The organism is Paenibacillus sp. alder61, assembly GCF_020179875.1.
Taxonomy (GTDB): Bacteria; Bacillota; Bacilli; order Paenibacillales; family Paenibacillaceae; genus Fontibacillus; species Fontibacillus faecis.
This window is the reverse complement of the sequence record NZ_JAIUDG010000003.1, coordinates 222,350-241,360: the sequence shown is the minus strand read 5'-3', so window position 1 is coordinate 241,360 and position 19,011 is coordinate 222,350. Positions and strand designations below refer to the sequence as shown.

The following is a 19,011-nucleotide window of genomic DNA, read 5'->3' as shown; positions in this document are numbered from 1 at the left end:
TCCGGGCCGGCGCTGGCCGGCGCGCGGCCCCGCCCCGACCCGGGCGCGCCAAGCGGCCCGGCTAGCGCCCCCGCGGTGCCGGGCCCCGGTGGCAGCCCGGCGCTCGCCGGCGTCCCGCGGCCCCGCCCGGGTTCGCCCGCCTGCGGCCTGCCTCCGCGGGGCCGCCTGCGCCCGGCGCGCGCCGTACCGCCCGCGCCCTCAAGCCTCCGGCGCGGCGGCGGTGGACTCGCGGACCAGGAGCTTCGTCGGCAGCAGGAGCTCCGTGTAGGGCTCGCCCGGCTCCTGGATCCGCTTGAACAGCTGTTCGACGGCTTTGACGCCGAACAGCTTCAGATCGACGTCCAGCGTTGTGGTCGGCGGCGTCGACAGACGGGAGAGGTAGCCGTTGTCAAAGCTGACGATCGACACATCGGCGGGAATCTGGTAGCCGAGCTGCTGGAGCGCGGCGTTCAGGAAGAAACCGAGGCCGTCGTTGACGCAGAACCAGGCCGTCGGCTGCTCGTCCAGGGATTGAACCCGGCTCATGACGCTGCCGGCGTCCTCGGCCGTATCGGTGCAGAGCCAGCTGTCCCGCGGTGTAATGCCGAAATCCCGCATGGCTAAATTGAAGCCTTCCAGGCGCTCGTAGTAACTGGGCGAGATGGAAATATCGCCGAGAAAGCCGATGCGGGTGTGGCCAAGCTCCACCAGGTGCCGAATCGCCTCGTATGCGCTGAAACGGTTATTCGTCAGGATGCAGTCCGCTTGAATGCGCGGGTGGTGGTGGTCGATCAGCACGGTGGGAATTTTGGTGTCAATGACCTTGTTGATGTAATCCGTTGTAATGTGGGAAAGGACCATCACGCCGTCCACGTCATCCTCCATTAAAAAAGAAGGGAGGGCCAGCGACTCCGCTGCTTCCCGGGTGACCGACTGGATCAGCAGGCGCTTTCCGTATTTCGCGGCTTCCTGTTCGATCGTCAGGTAAATTTCACCGAAAAAGTTTTTCTGGGAAAACGCGAATTCGGAGGCGATCAGGGCAATCGCGCCTTTGCTGTCCGTAACCGCCTTCTTCTTTTTGCCCAAGGTATATACGTATCCCATCTCATCTGCAGCCCGCATAATTTTTCTGCGGGTTTCCTCACTCACGCCATCCTTCCCCGACAGGGCCTGAGACACCGAGTTTTTCGAGAGGTTCAGACGATCCGCGATATCCTGCATCGTGACTTTCGACTTCATATCAACATTCCTTTCTTTCTTGACAATAAGCGGCGCGACAAACAACACCCAGCTAATTCCTGCTTAAATTGTAACGTTACAAGTTAAATAAGTAAAGCTGGATTATCGATAAAAATTTATACATTTCATCGCGGAGTCACTTGACAGGTTGGGAAATTAGGTTAATAATCAGTGATATAAACGCTTACATTTAACATTACTTTTTAATCTGTAACCTTACGAAACTCAAAACTTAGGAGGTCTATCGGATGAAAAAGAGATATCCAGTTCTGCTCGCCCTCTCCTTGGCGATCACTCTGCTTTCCGCCTGTTCTACCGGACAAGGCGCAAAATCTGCGGCCGGAGATGACGGAAAGGGCGCAAGCGGTAAAGTGACGATCGAATTTTGGGCCGCCCCGAACCCGACGCAGCAAGCGTTCTGGCAGGAGATGGCCAAAGCTTACGAAGCGGAGAACGGAAACGTAAAAATCAACGTCAGCGCCATCAAGGAATCGCCGAGTTCCGAGGCGAGCATTCAGGCGGCGATTGCCGGCGGCAGCGCCCCGACGATCGCCGAAAATATCAACCGCGGCTTCGCCGCCCAATTGGCGAACAGTAAGGCGCTTGCTCCGCTGGAGACGCTGCCCGGCTATGACGAGATCCTTTCGTCCCGCCATATGAAGGATACGATCGAGCCGTGGAAGTTCGCGGACGGTCATCAATATGTACTGCCGATTTACTCCAATGCGATGCTGTTCGGGTGGCGCAGCGATATTTTGCAGGAACTCGGGTACGCCGAACCGCCGAAAACCTACAGCGAAGTGTTGGAACTGACGGGCAAGCTCAAAGCCAAATACCCGGACAAATATTTGTGGGCGAAAGCGGATCTCGCCGATCCGACGGCTTGGAAGAGATGGTTCGACTTCTTCATGCTGTACAACGCGGCGTCGGGGGGCAACAAATTTTTGGAAGGCTCGAGCTTTATCGGCGATGAGAAGGCCGGGGTCGCCACGCTGCAATTTTTGGACGACCTGCGCCAAGCGAAAGGCCTGCTGGCCCAAAACGTCACCGATCCGTTTGAAACCGGCGTGAGCGTGTTTACCGATCTGGGTCCGTGGACCTTCACCAACTGGGCCGAAAAATTCCCGGAGATGAAATACGGGGAGAACTTCACGCTGTCGATGCCGCCGGTGCCGGACGGTCTGGACCCGGGAGCTTCCAAAACGTTCGCCGACACGAAAGGGCTTGTGATTTACGCGTCCGCCTCCAAAGAACAGCAGGAAGCGGCCATGAATTTCATCAAATGGGTGTATTCCAATCCGGAGAACGACGCCAAATGGTTTGAACAGACGAAGCTGCCGCCGGCCCGGGACGACTTGTCCACGAACGAATCGTTCAAGGCGATTTTGGACGCAAGCCCCGAATTGAAGCCGTATGCGGAGAACGTGCCGAACGCCGTCCCGCCGATGGACAATCCGAAATTTAACGAATTGCAGACGTTCATCGGGCAGGAAGCCCTGAACAAAGTGGTCCGCGGGGAAATCGACCCTCAAACCGGATGGAGCAATCTGAAGAAAGCGATTGAAGGAGAACTTCAATAAAGGGGTCTTCCAACATGAATCAAAACAACCCACGGTTGGGCTGGCTTTTCACCAGCCCCTACCTGATTTATTCCCTGGTCTTTTTCCTGGGACCGTTAATCTGGTCTTTCTATTTGGCCTTTACCAATTGGGACCTGATCGCGCCGACTTATGAGTTCGTCGGGTTCGACAACTTTCTGAAGGCGCTGAAATCCCCCGGCGTACAGTCGGCCTTCTGGGTCACCTACAAATTTATGATCGTCTTCGTGCCGCTGGTCATTGTCATGTCCATGGCGGTGGCGGTGCTTGTGCACGGGCTGCCGAAGTTCCGCAGCGTCTTTTTGATCGGATTCTTCCTGCCCTATCTGTCATCCGGCGTCGTATCTTCGCTGATCGTCAAGGGGTTCCTCTCTTACAACAGTCCGCTGAACGAAACGCTGCGGCGCCTGGGTGTGGACATCAACTGGCTGGGAAGCCCCTGGGCCGCCCTGCTCGTCGTTGGCGCGATCATGGCTTGGAAATTCACCGGGTATTACGCCTTGATTCTTACTTCCGGGCTGGCCGGCATCGACAAGGAAGTCTATGAAGCCGCAGCCATCGACGGCGTGTCGAACCGGCAGCGTTTTTGGAAAATCACCCTGCCGCTGATGTACCCCGCCATTTACACGACGCTGATTTTGGCGTTTGGTGTTACGTTCGGGATTTTCACCGAGGTGTACCAGTTGACGGGCGGCGGTCCGAATTACGCGACCAACACCTGGCAGATGGAAATTTTCAGTCAGGCGTTCAAAAACCTGCAGGCCGGATATGCGTCCGCGATTGCTTTGTTGGCTTCGCTCGCCACGTTTATTTCGATATTTATCATCCGGAAGCTGCTGGAAGTTTGGGGGAAACGCAATGGTTGGGTCTAATCGCAACAGAAAAATCCGATTGTCGGTCCGCTACGCCATAGCGGTCGTGCTTCTGCTGGTGATGGTGTATCCGTACCTTTACATGGTGTTGAACTCCCTGGCCGACTGGAGCCAGGTCGACCGCAAGCTGATCCCGGACGCGTTTACGCTCAAATCGTACCAATGGCTGTTTCTCGGCGGGGAGACCGGGGTGACCCGGCCCTGGATCGGCTCGTTCCTCAACAGTATCGTCGTATCGCTGTTGTCGACCGCGCTGATGATGGCCTTTGGCGTCATGGTCGCCTACGCGCTCTCCAAGCTGAGATTCCGCGGCCGCGACACGGTGAACAATTTCATATTGTTCCATATGTTTTTTCCGGCGATCATCCTGCTCATTCCGAGCTTTCTCATCATACAGAAGCTGGGCTGGTACGACACGTACTGGGCGCTCATCATCCCGAAAGGCGTCAGCCTGTGGGCGGTCTTTATGTACACGAACTTCTTCAAGGCCGTGCCCGACGCGTTTATCGAGGCGGCCAAGCTGGACGGGGCCCGGGACTTTCAAATCCTGTACAAAATTATGCTTCCGATGTCCAAATCGATCACCAGCGTGATCTTCCTGTTCCTTCTGATGGAACGCTGGACCGAATTGCTGTGGGACATGATCATGGTGCGGAGCGACCATATGTTGACCTTGAACGTACTGCTCTCCCAAATGTTCGGTCCTTACGGAACTTATCCGGGGCCGCTGTACGCGGGATCCGTTCTGCTCTCCCTGCCGATCATTATCTTGTTTATTCTTTTCGGCAAGAAGTTCCAGGAAGGCATGCAGTTTACTTTAAAATAGAGAATTTGTCCGCTTAGGAAGGAGAATGGAGATATTGACCTACTTGGAGAATACCGGCGTCAAAACCTGTAAGGTGCTGCTGGAGCAGTTCAAAAGCCGGGATGCCCGCATTCGGGACCCGAAAAAGCTGGAGTTTGCCGGCGTTGGCGACAGGGACGTTTACAACATTACCGCGCCGTTTGAGGCGGGGGGCGTAACCGTCATCGCCGGCCGGGTGGAATCCCGGGACAGCGAGCAGTCGGAGTTGATGTTTTTTGTGGAGCGGGAGGGACGCTACACGCCGCTGGAGGGAGCTCCGGTCCTGAGGCTGCAGGATCCGTTCCATACCCGGATCGGCGGCGAGCTTGTCATCGGGGGCGTGGAGGTGTTCCCGCACCCCGAGGATGCGGAGAAGCTGGGCTGGCGGACCGTCATCTACAAAGGCCCGCGGCTGGAGGAGCTGCAGCCGCTATTCCACGGGCCGGACGGCATGAAGGATCTCCGCCTGGTGGAGCTTGCCGACGGCTCGATCGGCGTATTTACCCGCCCGCAGGGAGCTAAAGGGGGAAGAGGCAAAATCGGCTTCTTCCGGTTGAGCTCCCTGGACGAACTGACGGTGGAGAGCGTGGAAGCGGCGCCCTTGCTGCCCGGCCAATTCACCGACGAAGAGTGGGGCGGCGCGAATGAAATCCACCGGCTCTCCGGCGGGCTTCTCGGCGTGCTGGGCCATATCGCCTGCTATGACGAGCGCGGCGACCGCCATTACTACCCGATGGCCTTCGCGTTCGATCCGCATAGCGGAACCGCTTCGGACATCGAGCTGATCGCCATCCGCGAACAGTTCCTTCCCGGTCCGGCCAAACGGGCCGACCTGCGGGATGTTGTGTTCAGCGGCGGACTGGTGCGCCTGCAGGACGGGAGGGCGGTTTTGTACGCGGGTATCGGCGATGCGGAAGCCCAGAGCGTGCAGATCAACGACCCGTTCGCCCGCTTTGAATTTTTGCCTGCAAGGAAGGTGGAGTAGTCATGAAGATTTACCGGTACGAGGAAAATCCTTTGATCGTTCCCGCACAGGTTCCGGCCTATCATGAAGGCTTTGAGGTCATCGGCGCCTTCAATGCGGGAATCGCCAAATACGGAGAGGAAATCCTGATGCTCTTAAGGGTCGCCGAACGGCCGGTCAGCGAAGATCCCCGGGTGGTTAAGGCCCCGGTATACCTTCCGGAAACCGGCAAGTTGGACCTGATCGAGTTTAACACCGACGATGAACGCTATGATTTCTCCGACCCCCGGGTGATTCGAAACAAGGCGCAGAGCGGAAGCTTCGAATATCTGACTTCGCTGTCCTATATCCGGATTGCCCGCAGCCGGGACGGCCGGCGTTTTACGATCGATGACGCGCCGTTCATCTATCCGTCGGGCCCGCTGGAGACGTTCGGGATCGAGGACCCGCGGGTGACGCAAATCGGCGACACGTACTACATCTACTTCTCGGCGGTGTCCCCCGTCGGCATCGGCGAAGCGCTGGTATCGACGACGGATTTCGTCACGACCCGGCATCACGGCATGATTTTCGGGCCGGACAACAAGGACGTGCTGATTTTTCCGGAGAAAATCGGCGGCAAATACTATGCCCTGCACCGTCCGACCACGAAAAGCACGGGAAATCCGGAGATCTGGATCGCCGAGTCGGACAACCTGGTATACTGGGGCAATCACAAGCATTTGCTCGGCCTTCGTCCCGGCAGGTGGGATAGCGGCCGCATCGGCGGAGGCGCGGTTCCGATCCGTACGGAAAAAGGCTGGCTCGAGCTGTATCACGGCGCGACGCCGGATCACCGTTACTGTATGGGAGCGGTGCTGCTCGACCTGAATGACCCGTCGAAAGTCATCGCCCGATCCGGCCATCCGATCATGGAGCCGGAAGCGCCTTACGAGCAAAACGGCTTTTTCGGCGACGTCGTATTCTCCTGCGGGGCGCTAGTGGAGGGGGACACCATCAAGATGTACTACGGTGTGGCCGACACCTCCATGGCCTGCGCGGAGCTTAGCCTGCGGGAAGTGTTGGACAGCTTGGAATACGTGTGAGACAAAAAAAAGGAGGAATGGCGCGCTTGAGGTGCCGTTCCTCCTTTTTATCGAATATTAGGGCTGCTGTGCGGTCGTTCCCTGGCTGGCAGCTGGCGCTTTTTCCGCGGAAGGGTTCGTCGAGTTGCCCGCCTGAGATCCCGCCGAAGTTCCCGTTGATCCCTCTACCGGGGCCAGCAGCAGCGGTTCCCAGGTGAGGCCTTCGCCGGTCAGTTTTTTGCGCTGGTCCGAGATGGCTTGCAGGGTGTTGTTCCGCTGGTTTTCCAATTGTCTGATCGTATCCTGGTAGAGCGCTTCAACCTTCTGCTGCACGGATTGGGAAGTCGAAGCGATTTGTTGTTTATACGTGGCCGAATCCTGAGAAATTTGTTCCGTGTATTGGGTAAACAGCTTGGCGTATTGCTTCTGGGCGTTGGCCTTGCTGATTTTCCCGCGCGAATAGGCATAGATCGGGCTGGAAATGTAGCTGGTGCTGGAACTCTTCATCAACGCGTACATCGGGCTGGACAAGTAGGTGTCCGTCACCGTTTTGTGCAGGCCGTAAGCCGGGCTGGATAAAGAGTTGATGTTGGTCGCCTTTTTGTATTCGTACATATAACTGCTTAGCGAGTTTTCGTTGAGCTCGCGGGCGAAAAGCCCCATCGTGCTGCTGAGCGAATGGCGGTTGGCCGCCCGGACATAGACTCCCATTTGGCTGCTTAGCGAATTCGGGTTGATCTCGCGTTCATACTGCCGCAATTCGAACCTTAGGTCATCGTTGTTCTCGTACCGCGGCTTAAGCTCCGCCAAATCCGCTGCAAACTTCTCGTTCCACTTCTTCTGGTCTTCCAAAACGATGCGCTCCAGCTCAGCAAGCCGGTCGTTCTGGTTCTTGTAATATGTATTGTAGTCCTTGGTCAGCTTCGCCATATAGGTGTCGTAGGAAGCATTTACGGTCGAGTTGTAGTTTTTGTATTTGGTCCATACCGCATTGATCCACTTGCTGTCGGCGGCTTGGGCGGAACCCGCCGGGAGGAAAGCGACCATCACCAGCAGGAAGCTTAAAGCCAGCATTAAGCCTTTTCTTATGAATCCTTTACGTTGATCATTTCTTCCCATAGATTGTTGTTACCCTCCATATGATGTGATTTATGTAATATACGAATTAAGGGTATTTTATCCAAATGCGCGGCAGGTTCCAATAGTCCATGATGTCTACGGAACTTTTGGACTATTTTTTCGGGGGGGCAGGGAAAAAGACATACGACATTCAGCGGCGAAGGGTTTTGTTATTTTCGGCCTTCCGGTATACATTTAGTAGAGTAGGGAGAACGAGAAGATCGGGAAGGTGAGGTAGGGGTGCACATGCGCTGTATCACGATACGCCAGCCGTGGGCGACGCTTATCGCCATTGGCGAAAAGCGCCTGGAAACGCGGGGCTGGAAAACGAACTACCGCGGAGAGTTGGCGATTCATGCCGGAAAGCGGGTAGATCTGGCAGCCTGCCTGACGGAGCCGGTGCGTTCGCTTCTGGCGGCGTCCGGTTACACCGCGGCCAACCTGCCGACCGGCGCGGTGGTGGCGATCGCCCGGTTGGCAGGCTGCCACCCGGTGGTGGCCAACGACGGGGAGACGGCCGTGTTGAACGTCCGGGAGGGCGGAAGTGGCGGATGCGGGGAAGTTGGCGAACGCGGCAAAGCTGGCCGAGGCGGAGATGGCGGAGATGGCAGAAATGGTGGGAGTGGCAGAAATGGTGGGGGTGGCAGAAATGGCGTGGGGAGTGGTGATGGCAAGGATAGTGGAAATGGCGGATATAGTGAGGATGGCAGAGATTGTAGAGACCGCGAGAACCGCGAGAACCGCGAGAACCGCGCTTTAGTTGTAACCGGGCAAGAGTATCGGTTCGGTGACTTCGCGCTGGGGCGATACGGCTGGGAGCTGGTCGAAGTGCGAAAGCTGCCGGAGCCGGTCCCCGCCGCGGGGAAGCAGGGATTGTGGAACTGGGAGGCCCGGTGGTAGGTTGATTTCCGCTGTCGTTCCGCTGTAGCCAATCAGTTCTAACGGAACTTGAACAGCTGTAACGGAACTTCAAAAATTCTAACGGAAATAGTAGCCGCTATTTCTGCCAAACGGGTCGATTTCAGATTTTAACGGAAATAATAGCAGCTATTATAGTAATAATCAGCAATTTTAGTGCTAAAAGTGGGAAATAGGCGCTATGGCGTCCGTTAGAATTCGGGAAGAGCTATTTTTCGTAAAATAGCGGCTATTATTTCCGTTAGAAAGTGAGCCCTATCCTCTCAAGTCACATTGACAACGGGGGAAGGGTGTTTTATAGTTTAGGTAAACGTTTACGCCACAATATTTCGCATCCCACGCATCCTTTATATCCATTGGAGGGATAGGAGGCTAAAAGGGACGCTTTGTTGGTATTGCTCAACTCGGTTAGCTAGACAGCGGCCTTGGGAAATCTCAAATAACCCCATAAACGTAAGAGTACGCTCGATGGTTAGAGGCTGAAGCCGGATTGGCGGGGAACATCAGGGTCGGCCGCGAATTCGCGGCGATGCTGGGTCGGGCACAACTCATGAACTTAACGTAAACGTTTACGTTAACTGGATGTTGGCAAATGGCGGGCTCCACGTTATAAGACGGCACTACCGCCGCCGACATGCTGCACGATCCGGACGTCCGTACGGCCGCCGACGGCACGGTTACAACCTGTATGACGATACGACCGCCGACGGCACGGCCACCGCCCGTATGACGGCAGGGTAGTGCGACCGCAGGACAACAGTATGGCGACAGCACGGTTACCACCTGTATGACGAGACGGCCGCCAACGGCACGGTTACCACCTGTATGACGATACGACCGCCAACGGTACGATTGCCGCCCGCATGACGGCAGGATCGAGCGACCGCATCGCGATCGCATAAAAGTGACCAGCAACAGCAACTGGATAAAGGCTGCAAAAGGTAATAATAAGATAAAACGAACGCATCTGCGAGAGGAGTCGAAGCGAAATGGTGAAGAAATGGTGGAAAGAAAGCGTTGTGTATCAAATCTATCCCCGCAGTTTTATGGACAGCAATGGGGATGGGATCGGGGATTTGCGCGGGATTATCTCCAAGCTGGATTACCTCAAGCTGTTGGGGGTCGATGTGGTTTGGCTGTGTCCGGTTTACGAATCGCCGAACGACGATAACGGATACGATATCAGCGACTACCAAGGCGTTATGGGCGAATTCGGCACGATGGCGGATTGGGAGGAGCTGCTTGCCGGGCTGCATGAGAGAGGGATGAAGCTCATCATGGACCTTGTCGTGAACCACAGCTCCGACGAGCATGCCTGGTTCGTGGAGTCGCGCAAGTCCAAGGACAACGCGTATCGCGACTACTATATCTGGCGCCCGGGCAAAGAAGGCCGCGAGCCCAATGATTGGCTCTCTTTCTTCAGCGGGCCGGCCTGGCAGTACGATGCGCAGACGGACGAATATTATCTGCATCTTTTCTCGACCAAGCAGCCGGATCTGAACTGGGAGAATCCGAAGGTCCGGCGCGAAGTGTACGACATGATGACCTGGTGGCTGGACAAAGGGATCGACGGCTTCCGGATGGATGTCATCAACCTGATCTCCAAAGTGCCGGGGCTACCGGACACGGCTGACGGATCGGGGGGCGGCGAGCATTATATCAATGGGCCGCGGGTTCATGAATTTTTGCAGGAGATGAACCGGGAAGTGCTGTCCAAGTACGACATCATGACGGTGGGCGAAACGATCGACGTCTCGCCGGAGGACGCGGTTCTATTTGCGGGCGATGACCGCGGAGAACTGAATATGGTGTTCCAGTTCGAACTGATGGGCATCGATTCGGGGCCGAGCGGTAAATGGGAGGTTCTGCCCTGGAAGCTGACCAAGTTCAAAGAGATCGTCAGCCGCTGGCAGACCCGGCTCCATGGCAAGGCTTGGAACAGCATTTACCTGAACAATCACGATCAACCCCGCCTGCTATCGCGATTCGGGCACGACGGCGAGCATCATAACGTTTCCGCCAAAATGCTGGCCACCTTACTGCACACGCTCCAAGGGACCCCGTACATTTACCAGGGGGAAGAAATCGGGATGACCAACGTACGATTTGAGACGATCGAGGAATACAAGGATATCGAAACGCTCAATATGTACCGGGAGTATCTCGACAAAGGCCACGCGTCGGAAGATATTCTGAAGTCGATCTACGCCAAAGGGCGCGATAACGCCCGGACACCGATGCAGTGGAACGGGGAAGAGCAAGCCGGATTCACCACCGGTACGCCGTGGATCGCCGTGAACCCGAACTACAAAGAAATCAACGTGGAGCGGGCGCTGAACGACCCGAACTCCGTCCTGCATTACTACCGGAATTTAATCGAGCTGCGGAAAAAGCACGAGATCATCGTATACGGTGATTATAAGCTGCTGAATGCGGAGGATGAGCAAGTATATGCTTTTGTCCGTACTTTGAATAAGGAACGCCTGCTGGTTATCTTGAACTTTTATGAAAAACCGGCGGAGTTCGCGCTAAGCGAACGTATTGCGCATGAAACCCGGGAAGTGCTGATCAGCAACTACGAGGTGTCCGCCGAAGAGGACTTCCACCAATTGACTCTGCGTCCTTATGAGGCACGGGTTTACAAATTGTTTTAAGCAAAAAGCAGTCTATCCTCACTCTAGGATAGGCTGCTTTTGTTTTTACACATAGGATTAGGATTTAAAAACCTGAATCTGTTCCTTCAAGTCGTTCATCATCACATTGAGGTTCTGCGCCGCGCTCTCGATCCCTTCCATAATTGCCGACTGTTCCGTGGAGGATTGCGCTACCGAGAGGGCGCTCTCCGCCGATTGTTGCGCCACCGTCAGCATTTCGCCCATGGTGGCGGCAATCTCCTCGGTGCCGGCCGAGATTTGCTCGGTCGTCGCCGAAACATCCTGCATTTGCGTGGAGACTTGACGGATCGATTGGCGGATGTGGTCAAACGAGTCCCCGACCTTTTTCATTCGGTCTATTCCGTTATAAATATCGGTGATGTTGTTTCTCATGGATCCCGTTACCTGAGCACTGGAATGTTGGATGAACTGAATCAACTCGACGATATGTGAAATAGACTGGCTGGTCTGCTCCGCCAGCTTCTTAACCTCCCCGGCAACGACCGAGAATCCGCGCCCATGCTCTCCGGCACGCGCGGCTTCAATGGAAGCATTTAAGGATAGGAGCGCGGTTTGATTGGAAATGTCGGAAATGACATCGACAATCTGTTCGATTTCCTTGGAGCGATTGACGAATTGTTCGACATCCGCCGCGGTTTGGTCCGCCGATTGACGAATGATGTTCATCTGCTCAATGGCGGACTGAATTTCGACAAAACCGAATTCGACTTCGCTCGACACCGTTTCGGCTTGCTCCGATATCGTACCGGCCGCCTCGGCAATCTTCTGAACGCCGATAGCCATTTCTTCCGTGGACCGGGCCGACTGCTCCGCACCTTGGACTTGGGACGCGGATCCGTTCGCCATATGTTGAATATCCGTCTGGATATTCATGGCGGCTTGCGCCGACTTGCGGGATGCGGCTGCAAGTTCATCCGAGGAGGTGGCGACCCGGCCGACGGTCTGATGGATTTGCTGCACCATACCGGATAACGAATCGATCATTAAATTGATATTCTCGCTCATCCGGCCGATTTCATCTCGGGATTTAACGGTGACCCGCTCATCCAGATGCCCTTCGGCAACTCTTTTGACGACGTGGGAGGCGGCAAGGAGCGGCTTCACCACCAGCTTGGCCAAAATTACGGATACGATGACCACGAGCGCCATAACGGCAACGACCAGGACAATGGACAGCGTCCGGGCTTGATAAACCTCAGCCATGATCTCGCTCTTCGGAACGGTAATGACCATTTTCCATTGGGTAGTAGGAACGGTTCCAAAGTAAGCGATCATCTCTTTGCCTGAGTCGTCCTTGTAAGTGATTGAACCTTCGTTTTGGCCCAAAATACGCTCGGCGGCCAGCTTTTCTCCGGAGCTTTTGGCGTAATCCTTCATATTCTTGCCGAAGCGTTCCGCATCCGGGTAACTATAGTAGACGCCGGTATCCGAAACGAAATAGCCTAAGCCGGTTTTGCCGAGGTGAATGCTGTTGCTCTGCTCTGTGAGGATGTCGGGCGTGACCGAGAAGGCGACTCCGCCGAGGAACTCGCCGCTTTTATCGTTAATCGGCACAACCACCGGGATGATGTATTTGTTCAACGGTTCGAGATAGGACATCTCGGCAATAGCCGGGGCCTTGGTTTGTTTGGCTCTCACAAAATAATCGCTCTTCGACATGTCCGCCGTCATGTTCTGCATATTCGTGAGTGTACCGCCTTGATCAATCAGGCTATAGCCCTCCGATTGGGTATCGCTTTGTTCCAAAATATTTAATATCGGAAAAATCGTGTCAGCCTGGACATGTTGAAATTGAGAATTTTGTTTGATTAATTCCTCCACGGCCGAAATTTTGGACTGCATCCATTCGTCAATTTTCGAGATGTTGAGCTCCAACGTTTTTTGCGCCATTTTCTCGGCGTTGTCCTTCGTTTCCCGGCCGAAATAGTCGATTAGGAACGTGTTGGCGGCAAGTAGGGGCAGGAGGGAAACCGCGAGAATGATGATTAGCAATTTGGTTTGAAAAGGCATACCTCTCCCCTTAACGGCAAATCGGGCCTGAGCTGGGATTTTGCTTGTGGACATAAACTGACCTCCATGAGTCTTGTGAATTATATAACTAATGGTATCATGAAAAAATAGGGTATATTTGGTACAATCGTGAGAAACTTAAAGGTCCTATTTTCGGCAATTTCCAGCAAATAATGACAAAAGGCATTGAATTTTTCAAAACTTAGTTACTTGTCTAGCGGAGTTGTTAATCATGGTAGGGTGTGATAAAATATAAATACTGTGTTTTATATAGTATGTATTCCCACTTAGGAGGTGGATTTGGATGAATATGTTTTTGGAAGTGCTGCTCGTTATTTTCTCCATCGGTCTGATTGCGGTCGTTCTGCTGCAAAAAGGGAAGAGCGCAGGTCTTTCCGGTGCCATCTCCGGAGGAGCGGAACATCTTTTCGGCAAGACCAAGGCACGCGGCATGGAGCTCGTATTGGAACGGGTAACCGTCGGATTGGCGGTAGGCTTTTTCGTACTATCGATCGTCGTAGCCGTTGTCGCCAATTAATGAATTAAAGATGAGATCAGGGCCTCGTTTCCGTCAGGAAGCGGGGCTTTTTTGTGCGTGGTAAAAGGCGAAGGCTCGGAACGGTCAATGGGGATCATCGGAAAGGCGTCCCTGCCGTGATGTGACGCATGCCTGATGTATCCTGTGAGGATAAAAAAGGCAATTTTGTTAAAATACTTGTTCTTGTTATAACAACTGCATTAATCTAAGGAAGAAGGAAAATACAGGGAATTCATTTAACCTCTCCAAATTCAAACAGATAGCGGGGTTGTTGTGATGAATAAGATTTCGAGAAAAATCTTTATCCTGATTAAGCCATATCTGGGCCTCGAACTGCTCGGTCTGCTGTTGACCGTCCTCTACACGCTGTGTGTTTTTGCCACTCCCCTGGCTTCCCGGTATCTGATCGACGATGTGCTGCCCAACCGCTCCCGGGAAGGACTGCTCGCGGGCATCGGCATATTTGTAGCGGTGATGGCTTGTCAGCCGACATTGGGCTTCGCGAAGGATTACCTGTTTCGAACCATCACCGAGAAAATTACCTATGATTTGCGGACCAAATTGTACGGCAGTGTACTGCGGGCTCCGATGACCTTTTTCGATACGGCGAAAGGTGGGGAAGTGGTCTCCCGTATCGTCAATGATGGCATAGGGGTCAGCAAGTTTATCGGCAGCATTTTCATTTCTTTGATAAAGGATGTATTCATGATTGTTATGATTTTGGCCGGCATGTTTATGATGTCTGCCCGGATCAGCCTGCTGATTCTCGGGGTCTATGCGCTGTTTTTTGCCCTGAAGTTCACTGTCAAGCACAAATTCAGAAAAATCTCCCTGGATATTCAGCAAAATAACGACGCCATGTGTGTGGCCGTATCGCAAACGGTCGCTTCCATTGCCACGATCAAGACGTTTCTCTCCGAAAGTTACTTTCTCTCCCGTTTTGACCTCATCTTAAGCAAAAGTTTGAATGACAACCGGCGTTACGCCCTGTATATCACTCTGGTGAATAACCTGTCTTCTTTGCTGATGGTCGTGTGTCTGTCGATTACGTACGGCTATGGCACCTGGCTGGTCATGAGCACGAACTTGACCCTTGGGGCCGTCATCAGTCTGAGCATCTATATCCAGCAGCTTATCAGCCCCGTTAATGAGCTAATCAACAGCTATATTGAATATCAGCGGATCGTTCCTATCCTCGACCGGATCGCCGAGTATGACGAGCTGCCCGCCGAGGATTGGGGAGATGGACGGCCGGTCGGTCCAATCGCCGATATCCGGTTCAAAGACGTACATTTTGCCTATGGGAACAGCAAGATTTTGAACGGAGTGTGTTTCCATCTGCCCGGTCGGGGCAAGTTTGCCTTTATAGGCCCTTCCGGCGGCGGAAAAAGCACCCTGATCAAGCTTATCCTTGGCCTTTACGCCCCGCAACGCGGGGAGATCATCATTAACTCGCGGGATATCGGACATATCGGCGTAGCCCGGCTAAGAGAGCAAATCGGCTATATATCGCAAGAAATCGATTTATATAACGTGAGTATTCTGGACAATATCCGGTGTGGAGATGCAGATATCGCAGACGAAGCGATAAAGGAGGCATGCCGAAAATTAAAGCTCGATGCGAAAATCGCCTCACTCGATCAGGGCTACCATACGATCATCAATGAGCGCATCAATCTGTCCGGCGGAGAAAGACAACGGGTGGCCATAGCCCGAATTTTGGTCAGAAATCCGTCTCTTTATATTTTTGACGAGCCTACTTCGGCTCTGGATCCGGAGAATGAACGGATCATCACGGAGCTGCTCGATGAGATTGCGGAGGATCGGTTGGTTATCGTAATCGCCCATCGACTGTATACAATTGAGAACGCCGACAGATTATTTTATCTGGAAGACGGGCATCTCACCGAATTCGCCGATTATTGGGAATTCACCCGATATCACACCGCCGCAATCCGTTCAAACGTCCCGACAAACGAGAGAGGAGAAAATGTAATAATATAACTTTATATCAAAAAAATAGTATAAAAGGGTTGAAATAGTAGACTGAGTTTGGTAATATTTGTTTGTGAAAGTTATTTCTTTCACTGGCCAGAAGAGATAGATAACTTTCCATGTCGCTCTGTCGAACAACTTGCTTCAATCGTTCCAAAAATCAAAGGAGGAGAAATGATCATGAAAGAAAACGCGCTGATCAAACCGATTAACGAGGAAATCAACGAGGACAAGAACGAATGGATTTTGTGCGGCTCTGATGATGTCTGTGATGATTGTGTAGGCGTTTGTGATCCGACTTATCATTAATTCAAGCAGATCGTTTCCACTTTTTTTGGCAAAATGAGCAGTTGTTTTTTTGATGGACGGCTTCAATCGGTGATGACAACCCGCCGGTTGAAGCCGGTTCCCATAATACGGGTTAGGGAGGGAAGCCGGACAACGGCAGCCCATATGATAAATACCATGGATTCTGAGGTATGCACTCTGCATAACTACAGCGGGACCAGGTATATTTTTATGCCTGAATTGACGGCTTTGTTCGAACACTCCGACCTGCTGTTTGAGCTGGCCCATCGGCTGGACGGTTCTGACGCCGAGAAGGCGTGCCGTGAACTGGGCGGCCGTTATTCGGAGGAGCTGGTCCGCGGACAGTTGGAGTTGTTGCGGCAGTGGGCGGCGAAAATGGACAGGAAGCGGCGGAAACAAGCGGCACAGTACGGCAAGGTTTCCCCGGAAGCTTGGGCGGGAGGAAAGGTACTGAATTCCCTGTGGATGAACATTTCGCATGATTGCAACCTGCGATGCGTTTACTGCTATGGCAGCGGTGGGGCCTACGGAGGCCGGAGAAAGCTGATGACGGTCGAGTCGGCCAAACGAATTATCGACTACTGGTATGCCCGGGCGGACAAGGATGCGGACGAGTACAGGATCGTCTTTTTCGGCGGGGAGCCCTTGATGAACAAGCGGGTGCTGATGTTCTCCGTCGGTTATATTAACGGCATGCTCGGCGACCGGGCGAATGTCAGCTACGCCATGACCACGAACGGGACGATTCTGGACGATGAGCTACTTCGGCTGTTTGCCGACAATGATTTCCGCATTACGATCAGTCTTGACGGGGACAAGGAGATCCAGGACCGATCGAGGCCGTTTGCGTCCGGCAAAGGCAGCAGCTTCGACAGGATCGGCAAGTCGGTCGAGCGCCTGGGAGGAAGCGGTCTGCCGATTACGGCCCGATTGACCCTGGTTCACGAGCATGTTCCGAAGCTGGCCGAGTCGGTGCACAGTCTGTGGGATTTGGGCATCAGCAATGTCAACTTTGATTTGGTTTCCTCCACCGACGACAGATTCAGGGTTACCGCGGAGGATCTTCAGCTCCTGAAACCGCAATTGGAGCGATTGGCCCGGGAGGTGTACGACAACCTCGTCCACCGGCGGAAACGATACGTCGGCACTTTGACCAAATACGCGAAAGCGATGCATAACCACCAGTATAACAGTTGTGTTTTTTACGCCAAAAACAGCTTGATGGTCGGGCCCGACGGGGAGATTTACAAATGCCACAGGTTGATTGAAGACCCGAAGTTTCACTACGGAAACATCCATACGGATATCGATTGGGGCAGGTACGATAACGACAAACCGGAACCTCCCGCATGCTCTGCGTGCTGGGCACGGCATCTGTGCGTGGGATGCTCGCAAGTGAATTGGGTGTACCGCAACGATTTGAATACTCCCTATGACATTTCCTGCGAGTTTACCCGCATGGTCATCTGGGAGAATTTAAAGCTCTATGCTACTTTGCATGAGAAGGAACCTCAGCTATTTAAGTTGGCGTACCGGATGGGCTAATCGCCGAGAAGGGGGATGGACAGCGTGCTTGAGACGATCCGTGTGAAGGATAAATCGTATCTCTTCTTCCGCCACTCGCTGATGATGTTTGCGTGCGGACCCGAGGTCGAGGATGCCGTGGAACGGCTGAAACGGGGAGCCGCGGAAGAGGACGGCAATGCGGCGCTGCTTCGCGGCTATGCCCAGCGCGATGCCGAAGCCAAGCGGCGGATCGAAGCCGCTCAGGCGGATTACATGGACCGGGATTTGAACATTGCGGGCTGCGATATCAATGTGTTTTACGGCTGCAATCTGAACTGCAAATATTGCTTTGCCGAAGGCGGCAGCCATGGCAAGCGGGGGGCGATGACCCGGGAGCGGGCGAGAGAGGTCGTCGATTATGTGCTGGATCACGCGGGCGACAACGACCAGCTCAAGGTCACGATCATCGGCGGAGAACCGCTGATGAACTTGAAGGTGTTCGAGGAGGTCGCCAGCTACGGAACCCGGGAAGCCGGGAAACGGAACAAGACGATGCGCTTCGCCACAACCACCAACGGCACCTTGCTCACGGAGCGGGCGCTGGAGCTGCTTCATCAATACGATGTGGCTTATATCATCAGTCTGGACAGTCACGACCGGGCCACGAATGACTTCCTGCGAGGGGACAGAAGCGGGGGGAGCGCCTATGACGCGATTATGAAGCGTTGGGATGCGTTGGATGAGCGCGAGATCATTCGCATTAATGTTACCGTAACCCCTTACAATATGAACCTGTCCGAAATCGCCCGGCATCTGTTCGCGCGAGGCGTCAATTACATTCACTTCACCGAGGTCAAAAGCGATCGCAAGGACATGTGCTTCACTCCCGAACAAATCGAGGAGCTGAAACGGGAATACGATCAGCTCGCGGATTTGCTGCTCGATAAGTTGATCTCCGGCGAACGGGTAGGCTGCTATCCGCTGCTGAAGGACTTGAACAAGCTTCATACCCGCAGACCGGTGCTCCAGGTTTGCAGCACGCTCAACCGCAGGGTCGCCTTTTCTCCGGACGGAAAAATTTATCCGTGCGACATGTTGATGTGGGACGACTATTGCCTAGGGGATACCGAGCAGGGGGCCGACCCGGCCAGCATTAACGGTCTGAAGCAAAGGCTGGCGGATGAAGGAGAATGCGACGGTTGCTGGGCCCGGTATTTATGCGGAGGCGAATGTCTGGCGGACAAGCTCTGGGACAACCGGGAGCAGCGCGCTTTGCGATGCGAGCTGAAACGCCATATCTTTTCGCTCAAATTATACATCTATGACGCACTTGTCCACCAGGCGGAAGGTTTTGAGTTCAGCAAATACTGAAGCTTTAAGG

At 54.0% G+C, this 19,011-nt stretch carries 15 protein-coding genes; 12 read left to right on the top strand and 3 right to left on the bottom strand.

Annotated features, from left to right (window positions below; translation table 11 throughout):
- Positions 1-198: 198 nt before the first annotated feature.
- Positions 199-1,218, bottom strand: a complete 1,020-nt coding sequence (locus LBW89_RS04600) for a LacI family DNA-binding transcriptional regulator (RefSeq protein ID WP_213508389.1) — start codon at positions 1,216-1,218, stop codon at positions 199-201.
- Between the two features lie 248 nt (positions 1,219-1,466).
- Here LBW89_RS04600 and LBW89_RS04595 point away from each other — a divergent pair, with 248 nt between their 5' ends.
- The 5 genes from LBW89_RS04595 to LBW89_RS04575 are packed head-to-tail and all read left to right on the top strand — an operon-like array spanning position 1,467 to position 6,581.
- Positions 1,467-2,798 carry an ABC transporter substrate-binding protein gene (locus LBW89_RS04595; RefSeq protein ID WP_225038635.1) on the top strand — a complete coding sequence of 444 codons (1,332 nt, stop codon included), beginning with the start codon at positions 1,467-1,469 and terminating at the stop codon, positions 2,796-2,798.
- Positions 2,799-2,812: 14 nt separating this feature from the next.
- Complete coding sequence (locus tag LBW89_RS04590; RefSeq protein WP_148454737.1) at positions 2,813-3,688, top strand: carbohydrate ABC transporter permease; 876 nt, start codon at positions 2,813-2,815, stop codon at positions 3,686-3,688.
- Positions 3,675-4,514, top strand: coding sequence for a carbohydrate ABC transporter permease (locus LBW89_RS04585; RefSeq protein ID WP_225038634.1), 840 nt, complete (start codon positions 3,675-3,677; stop codon positions 4,512-4,514). The genes LBW89_RS04590 and LBW89_RS04585 overlap by 14 nt, the downstream gene beginning before the upstream one ends.
- Positions 4,515-4,539: 25 nt before the next feature.
- On the top strand, positions 4,540-5,517 hold the full coding sequence (locus LBW89_RS04580) for a DUF1861 family protein (RefSeq protein ID WP_225038633.1): 978 nt from the start codon (positions 4,540-4,542) through the stop codon (positions 5,515-5,517).
- Between the two features lie 2 nt (positions 5,518-5,519).
- On the top strand, positions 5,520-6,581 hold the full coding sequence (locus LBW89_RS04575) for a glycoside hydrolase family 130 protein (RefSeq protein ID WP_148454741.1): 1,062 nt from the start codon (positions 5,520-5,522) through the stop codon (positions 6,579-6,581).
- 57 nt (positions 6,582-6,638) lie between these two features.
- Here LBW89_RS04575 and LBW89_RS04570 read toward each other — a convergent pair whose 3' ends face one another.
- Entirely contained in the window at positions 6,639-7,679 is a 1,041-nt protein-coding gene (locus LBW89_RS04570) for a hypothetical protein (protein ID WP_225038632.1), read from the bottom strand.
- A gap of 246 nt (positions 7,680-7,925) precedes the next feature.
- Between LBW89_RS04570 and LBW89_RS27675 the strand changes: the two genes are divergently transcribed.
- Complete coding sequence (locus LBW89_RS27675; protein WP_318249340.1) at positions 7,926-8,579, top strand: ASCH domain-containing protein; 654 nt, start codon at positions 7,926-7,928, stop codon at positions 8,577-8,579.
- 1,007 nt (positions 8,580-9,586) lie between these two features.
- A complete protein-coding gene (locus LBW89_RS04560) occupies positions 9,587-11,251 on the top strand; it encodes a glycoside hydrolase family 13 protein (protein WP_148454745.1) in 1,665 nt (554 codons plus the stop codon).
- 57 nt (positions 11,252-11,308) lie between these two features.
- Here the strand turns inward: LBW89_RS04560 and LBW89_RS04555 are convergent, their stop codons facing one another.
- The gene (locus tag LBW89_RS04555) at positions 11,309-13,336 is read right to left on the bottom strand and encodes a methyl-accepting chemotaxis protein (RefSeq protein WP_148454747.1); all 2,028 of its coding nucleotides are present in this window, start codon (positions 13,334-13,336) and stop codon (positions 11,309-11,311) included.
- Between the two features lie 250 nt (positions 13,337-13,586).
- Here LBW89_RS04555 and secG point away from each other — a divergent pair, with 250 nt between their 5' ends.
- The 5 genes from secG to LBW89_RS04535 all read left to right on the top strand — a co-directional run bounded on the left by secG (position 13,587) and on the right by LBW89_RS04535 (position 19,001).
- Positions 13,587-13,820: a preprotein translocase subunit SecG gene (gene secG / locus LBW89_RS04550; protein ID WP_148454749.1), complete on the top strand. Its 234-nt coding sequence runs from the start codon at positions 13,587-13,589 to the stop codon at positions 13,818-13,820.
- Positions 13,821-14,096: 276 nt separating this feature from the next.
- Positions 14,097-15,824 carry an ABC transporter ATP-binding protein gene (locus LBW89_RS04545; protein ID WP_225038631.1) on the top strand — a complete coding sequence of 576 codons (1,728 nt, stop codon included), beginning with the start codon at positions 14,097-14,099 and terminating at the stop codon, positions 15,822-15,824.
- 171 nt (positions 15,825-15,995) lie between these two features.
- Positions 15,996-16,124, top strand: a complete 129-nt coding sequence (locus LBW89_RS27440; RefSeq protein ID WP_263639022.1) for a hypothetical protein — start codon at positions 15,996-15,998, stop codon at positions 16,122-16,124.
- Between the two features lie 210 nt (positions 16,125-16,334).
- The gene (locus tag LBW89_RS04540) at positions 16,335-17,669 is read left to right on the top strand and encodes a radical SAM/SPASM domain-containing protein (RefSeq protein ID WP_170287123.1); all 1,335 of its coding nucleotides are present in this window, start codon (positions 16,335-16,337) and stop codon (positions 17,667-17,669) included.
- A gap of 24 nt (positions 17,670-17,693) precedes the next feature.
- A complete protein-coding gene (locus LBW89_RS04535) occupies positions 17,694-19,001 on the top strand; it encodes a radical SAM/SPASM domain-containing protein (protein WP_225038630.1) in 1,308 nt (435 codons plus the stop codon).
- Positions 19,002-19,011: the final 10 nt, after the last annotated feature.

Coding starts and splice junctions, on each gene's coding strand:
- secG (WP_148454749.1), top strand. CDS start 13,587: ATGAATATGTTTTTGGAAGTGCTGCTCGTTATTTTCTCCATCGGTCTG.
- LBW89_RS04595 (WP_225038635.1), top strand. CDS start 1,467: ATGAAAAAGAGATATCCAGTTCTGCTCGCCCTCTCCTTGGCGATCACT.
- LBW89_RS27440 (WP_263639022.1), top strand. CDS start 15,996: ATGAAAGAAAACGCGCTGATCAAACCGATTAACGAGGAAATCAACGAG.
- LBW89_RS04580 (WP_225038633.1), top strand. CDS start 4,540: ATGGAGATATTGACCTACTTGGAGAATACCGGCGTCAAAACCTGTAAG.
- LBW89_RS04545 (WP_225038631.1), top strand. CDS start 14,097: ATGAATAAGATTTCGAGAAAAATCTTTATCCTGATTAAGCCATATCTG.
- LBW89_RS04590 (WP_148454737.1), top strand. CDS start 2,813: ATGAATCAAAACAACCCACGGTTGGGCTGGCTTTTCACCAGCCCCTAC.
- LBW89_RS04600 (WP_213508389.1), bottom strand. CDS start 1,218: ATGAAGTCGAAAGTCACGATGCAGGATATCGCGGATCGTCTGAACCTC.
- LBW89_RS27675 (WP_318249340.1), top strand. CDS start 7,926: ATGCGCTGTATCACGATACGCCAGCCGTGGGCGACGCTTATCGCCATT.
- LBW89_RS04555 (WP_148454747.1), bottom strand. CDS start 13,336: ATGTCCACAAGCAAAATCCCAGCTCAGGCCCGATTTGCCGTTAAGGGG.
- LBW89_RS04570 (WP_225038632.1), bottom strand. CDS start 7,679: ATGGGAAGAAATGATCAACGTAAAGGATTCATAAGAAAAGGCTTAATG.
- LBW89_RS04585 (WP_225038634.1), top strand. CDS start 3,675: ATGGTTGGGTCTAATCGCAACAGAAAAATCCGATTGTCGGTCCGCTAC.
- LBW89_RS04540 (WP_170287123.1), top strand. CDS start 16,335: ATGCCTGAATTGACGGCTTTGTTCGAACACTCCGACCTGCTGTTTGAG.
- LBW89_RS04560 (WP_148454745.1), top strand. CDS start 9,587: ATGGTGAAGAAATGGTGGAAAGAAAGCGTTGTGTATCAAATCTATCCC.
- LBW89_RS04575 (WP_148454741.1), top strand. CDS start 5,520: ATGAAGATTTACCGGTACGAGGAAAATCCTTTGATCGTTCCCGCACAG.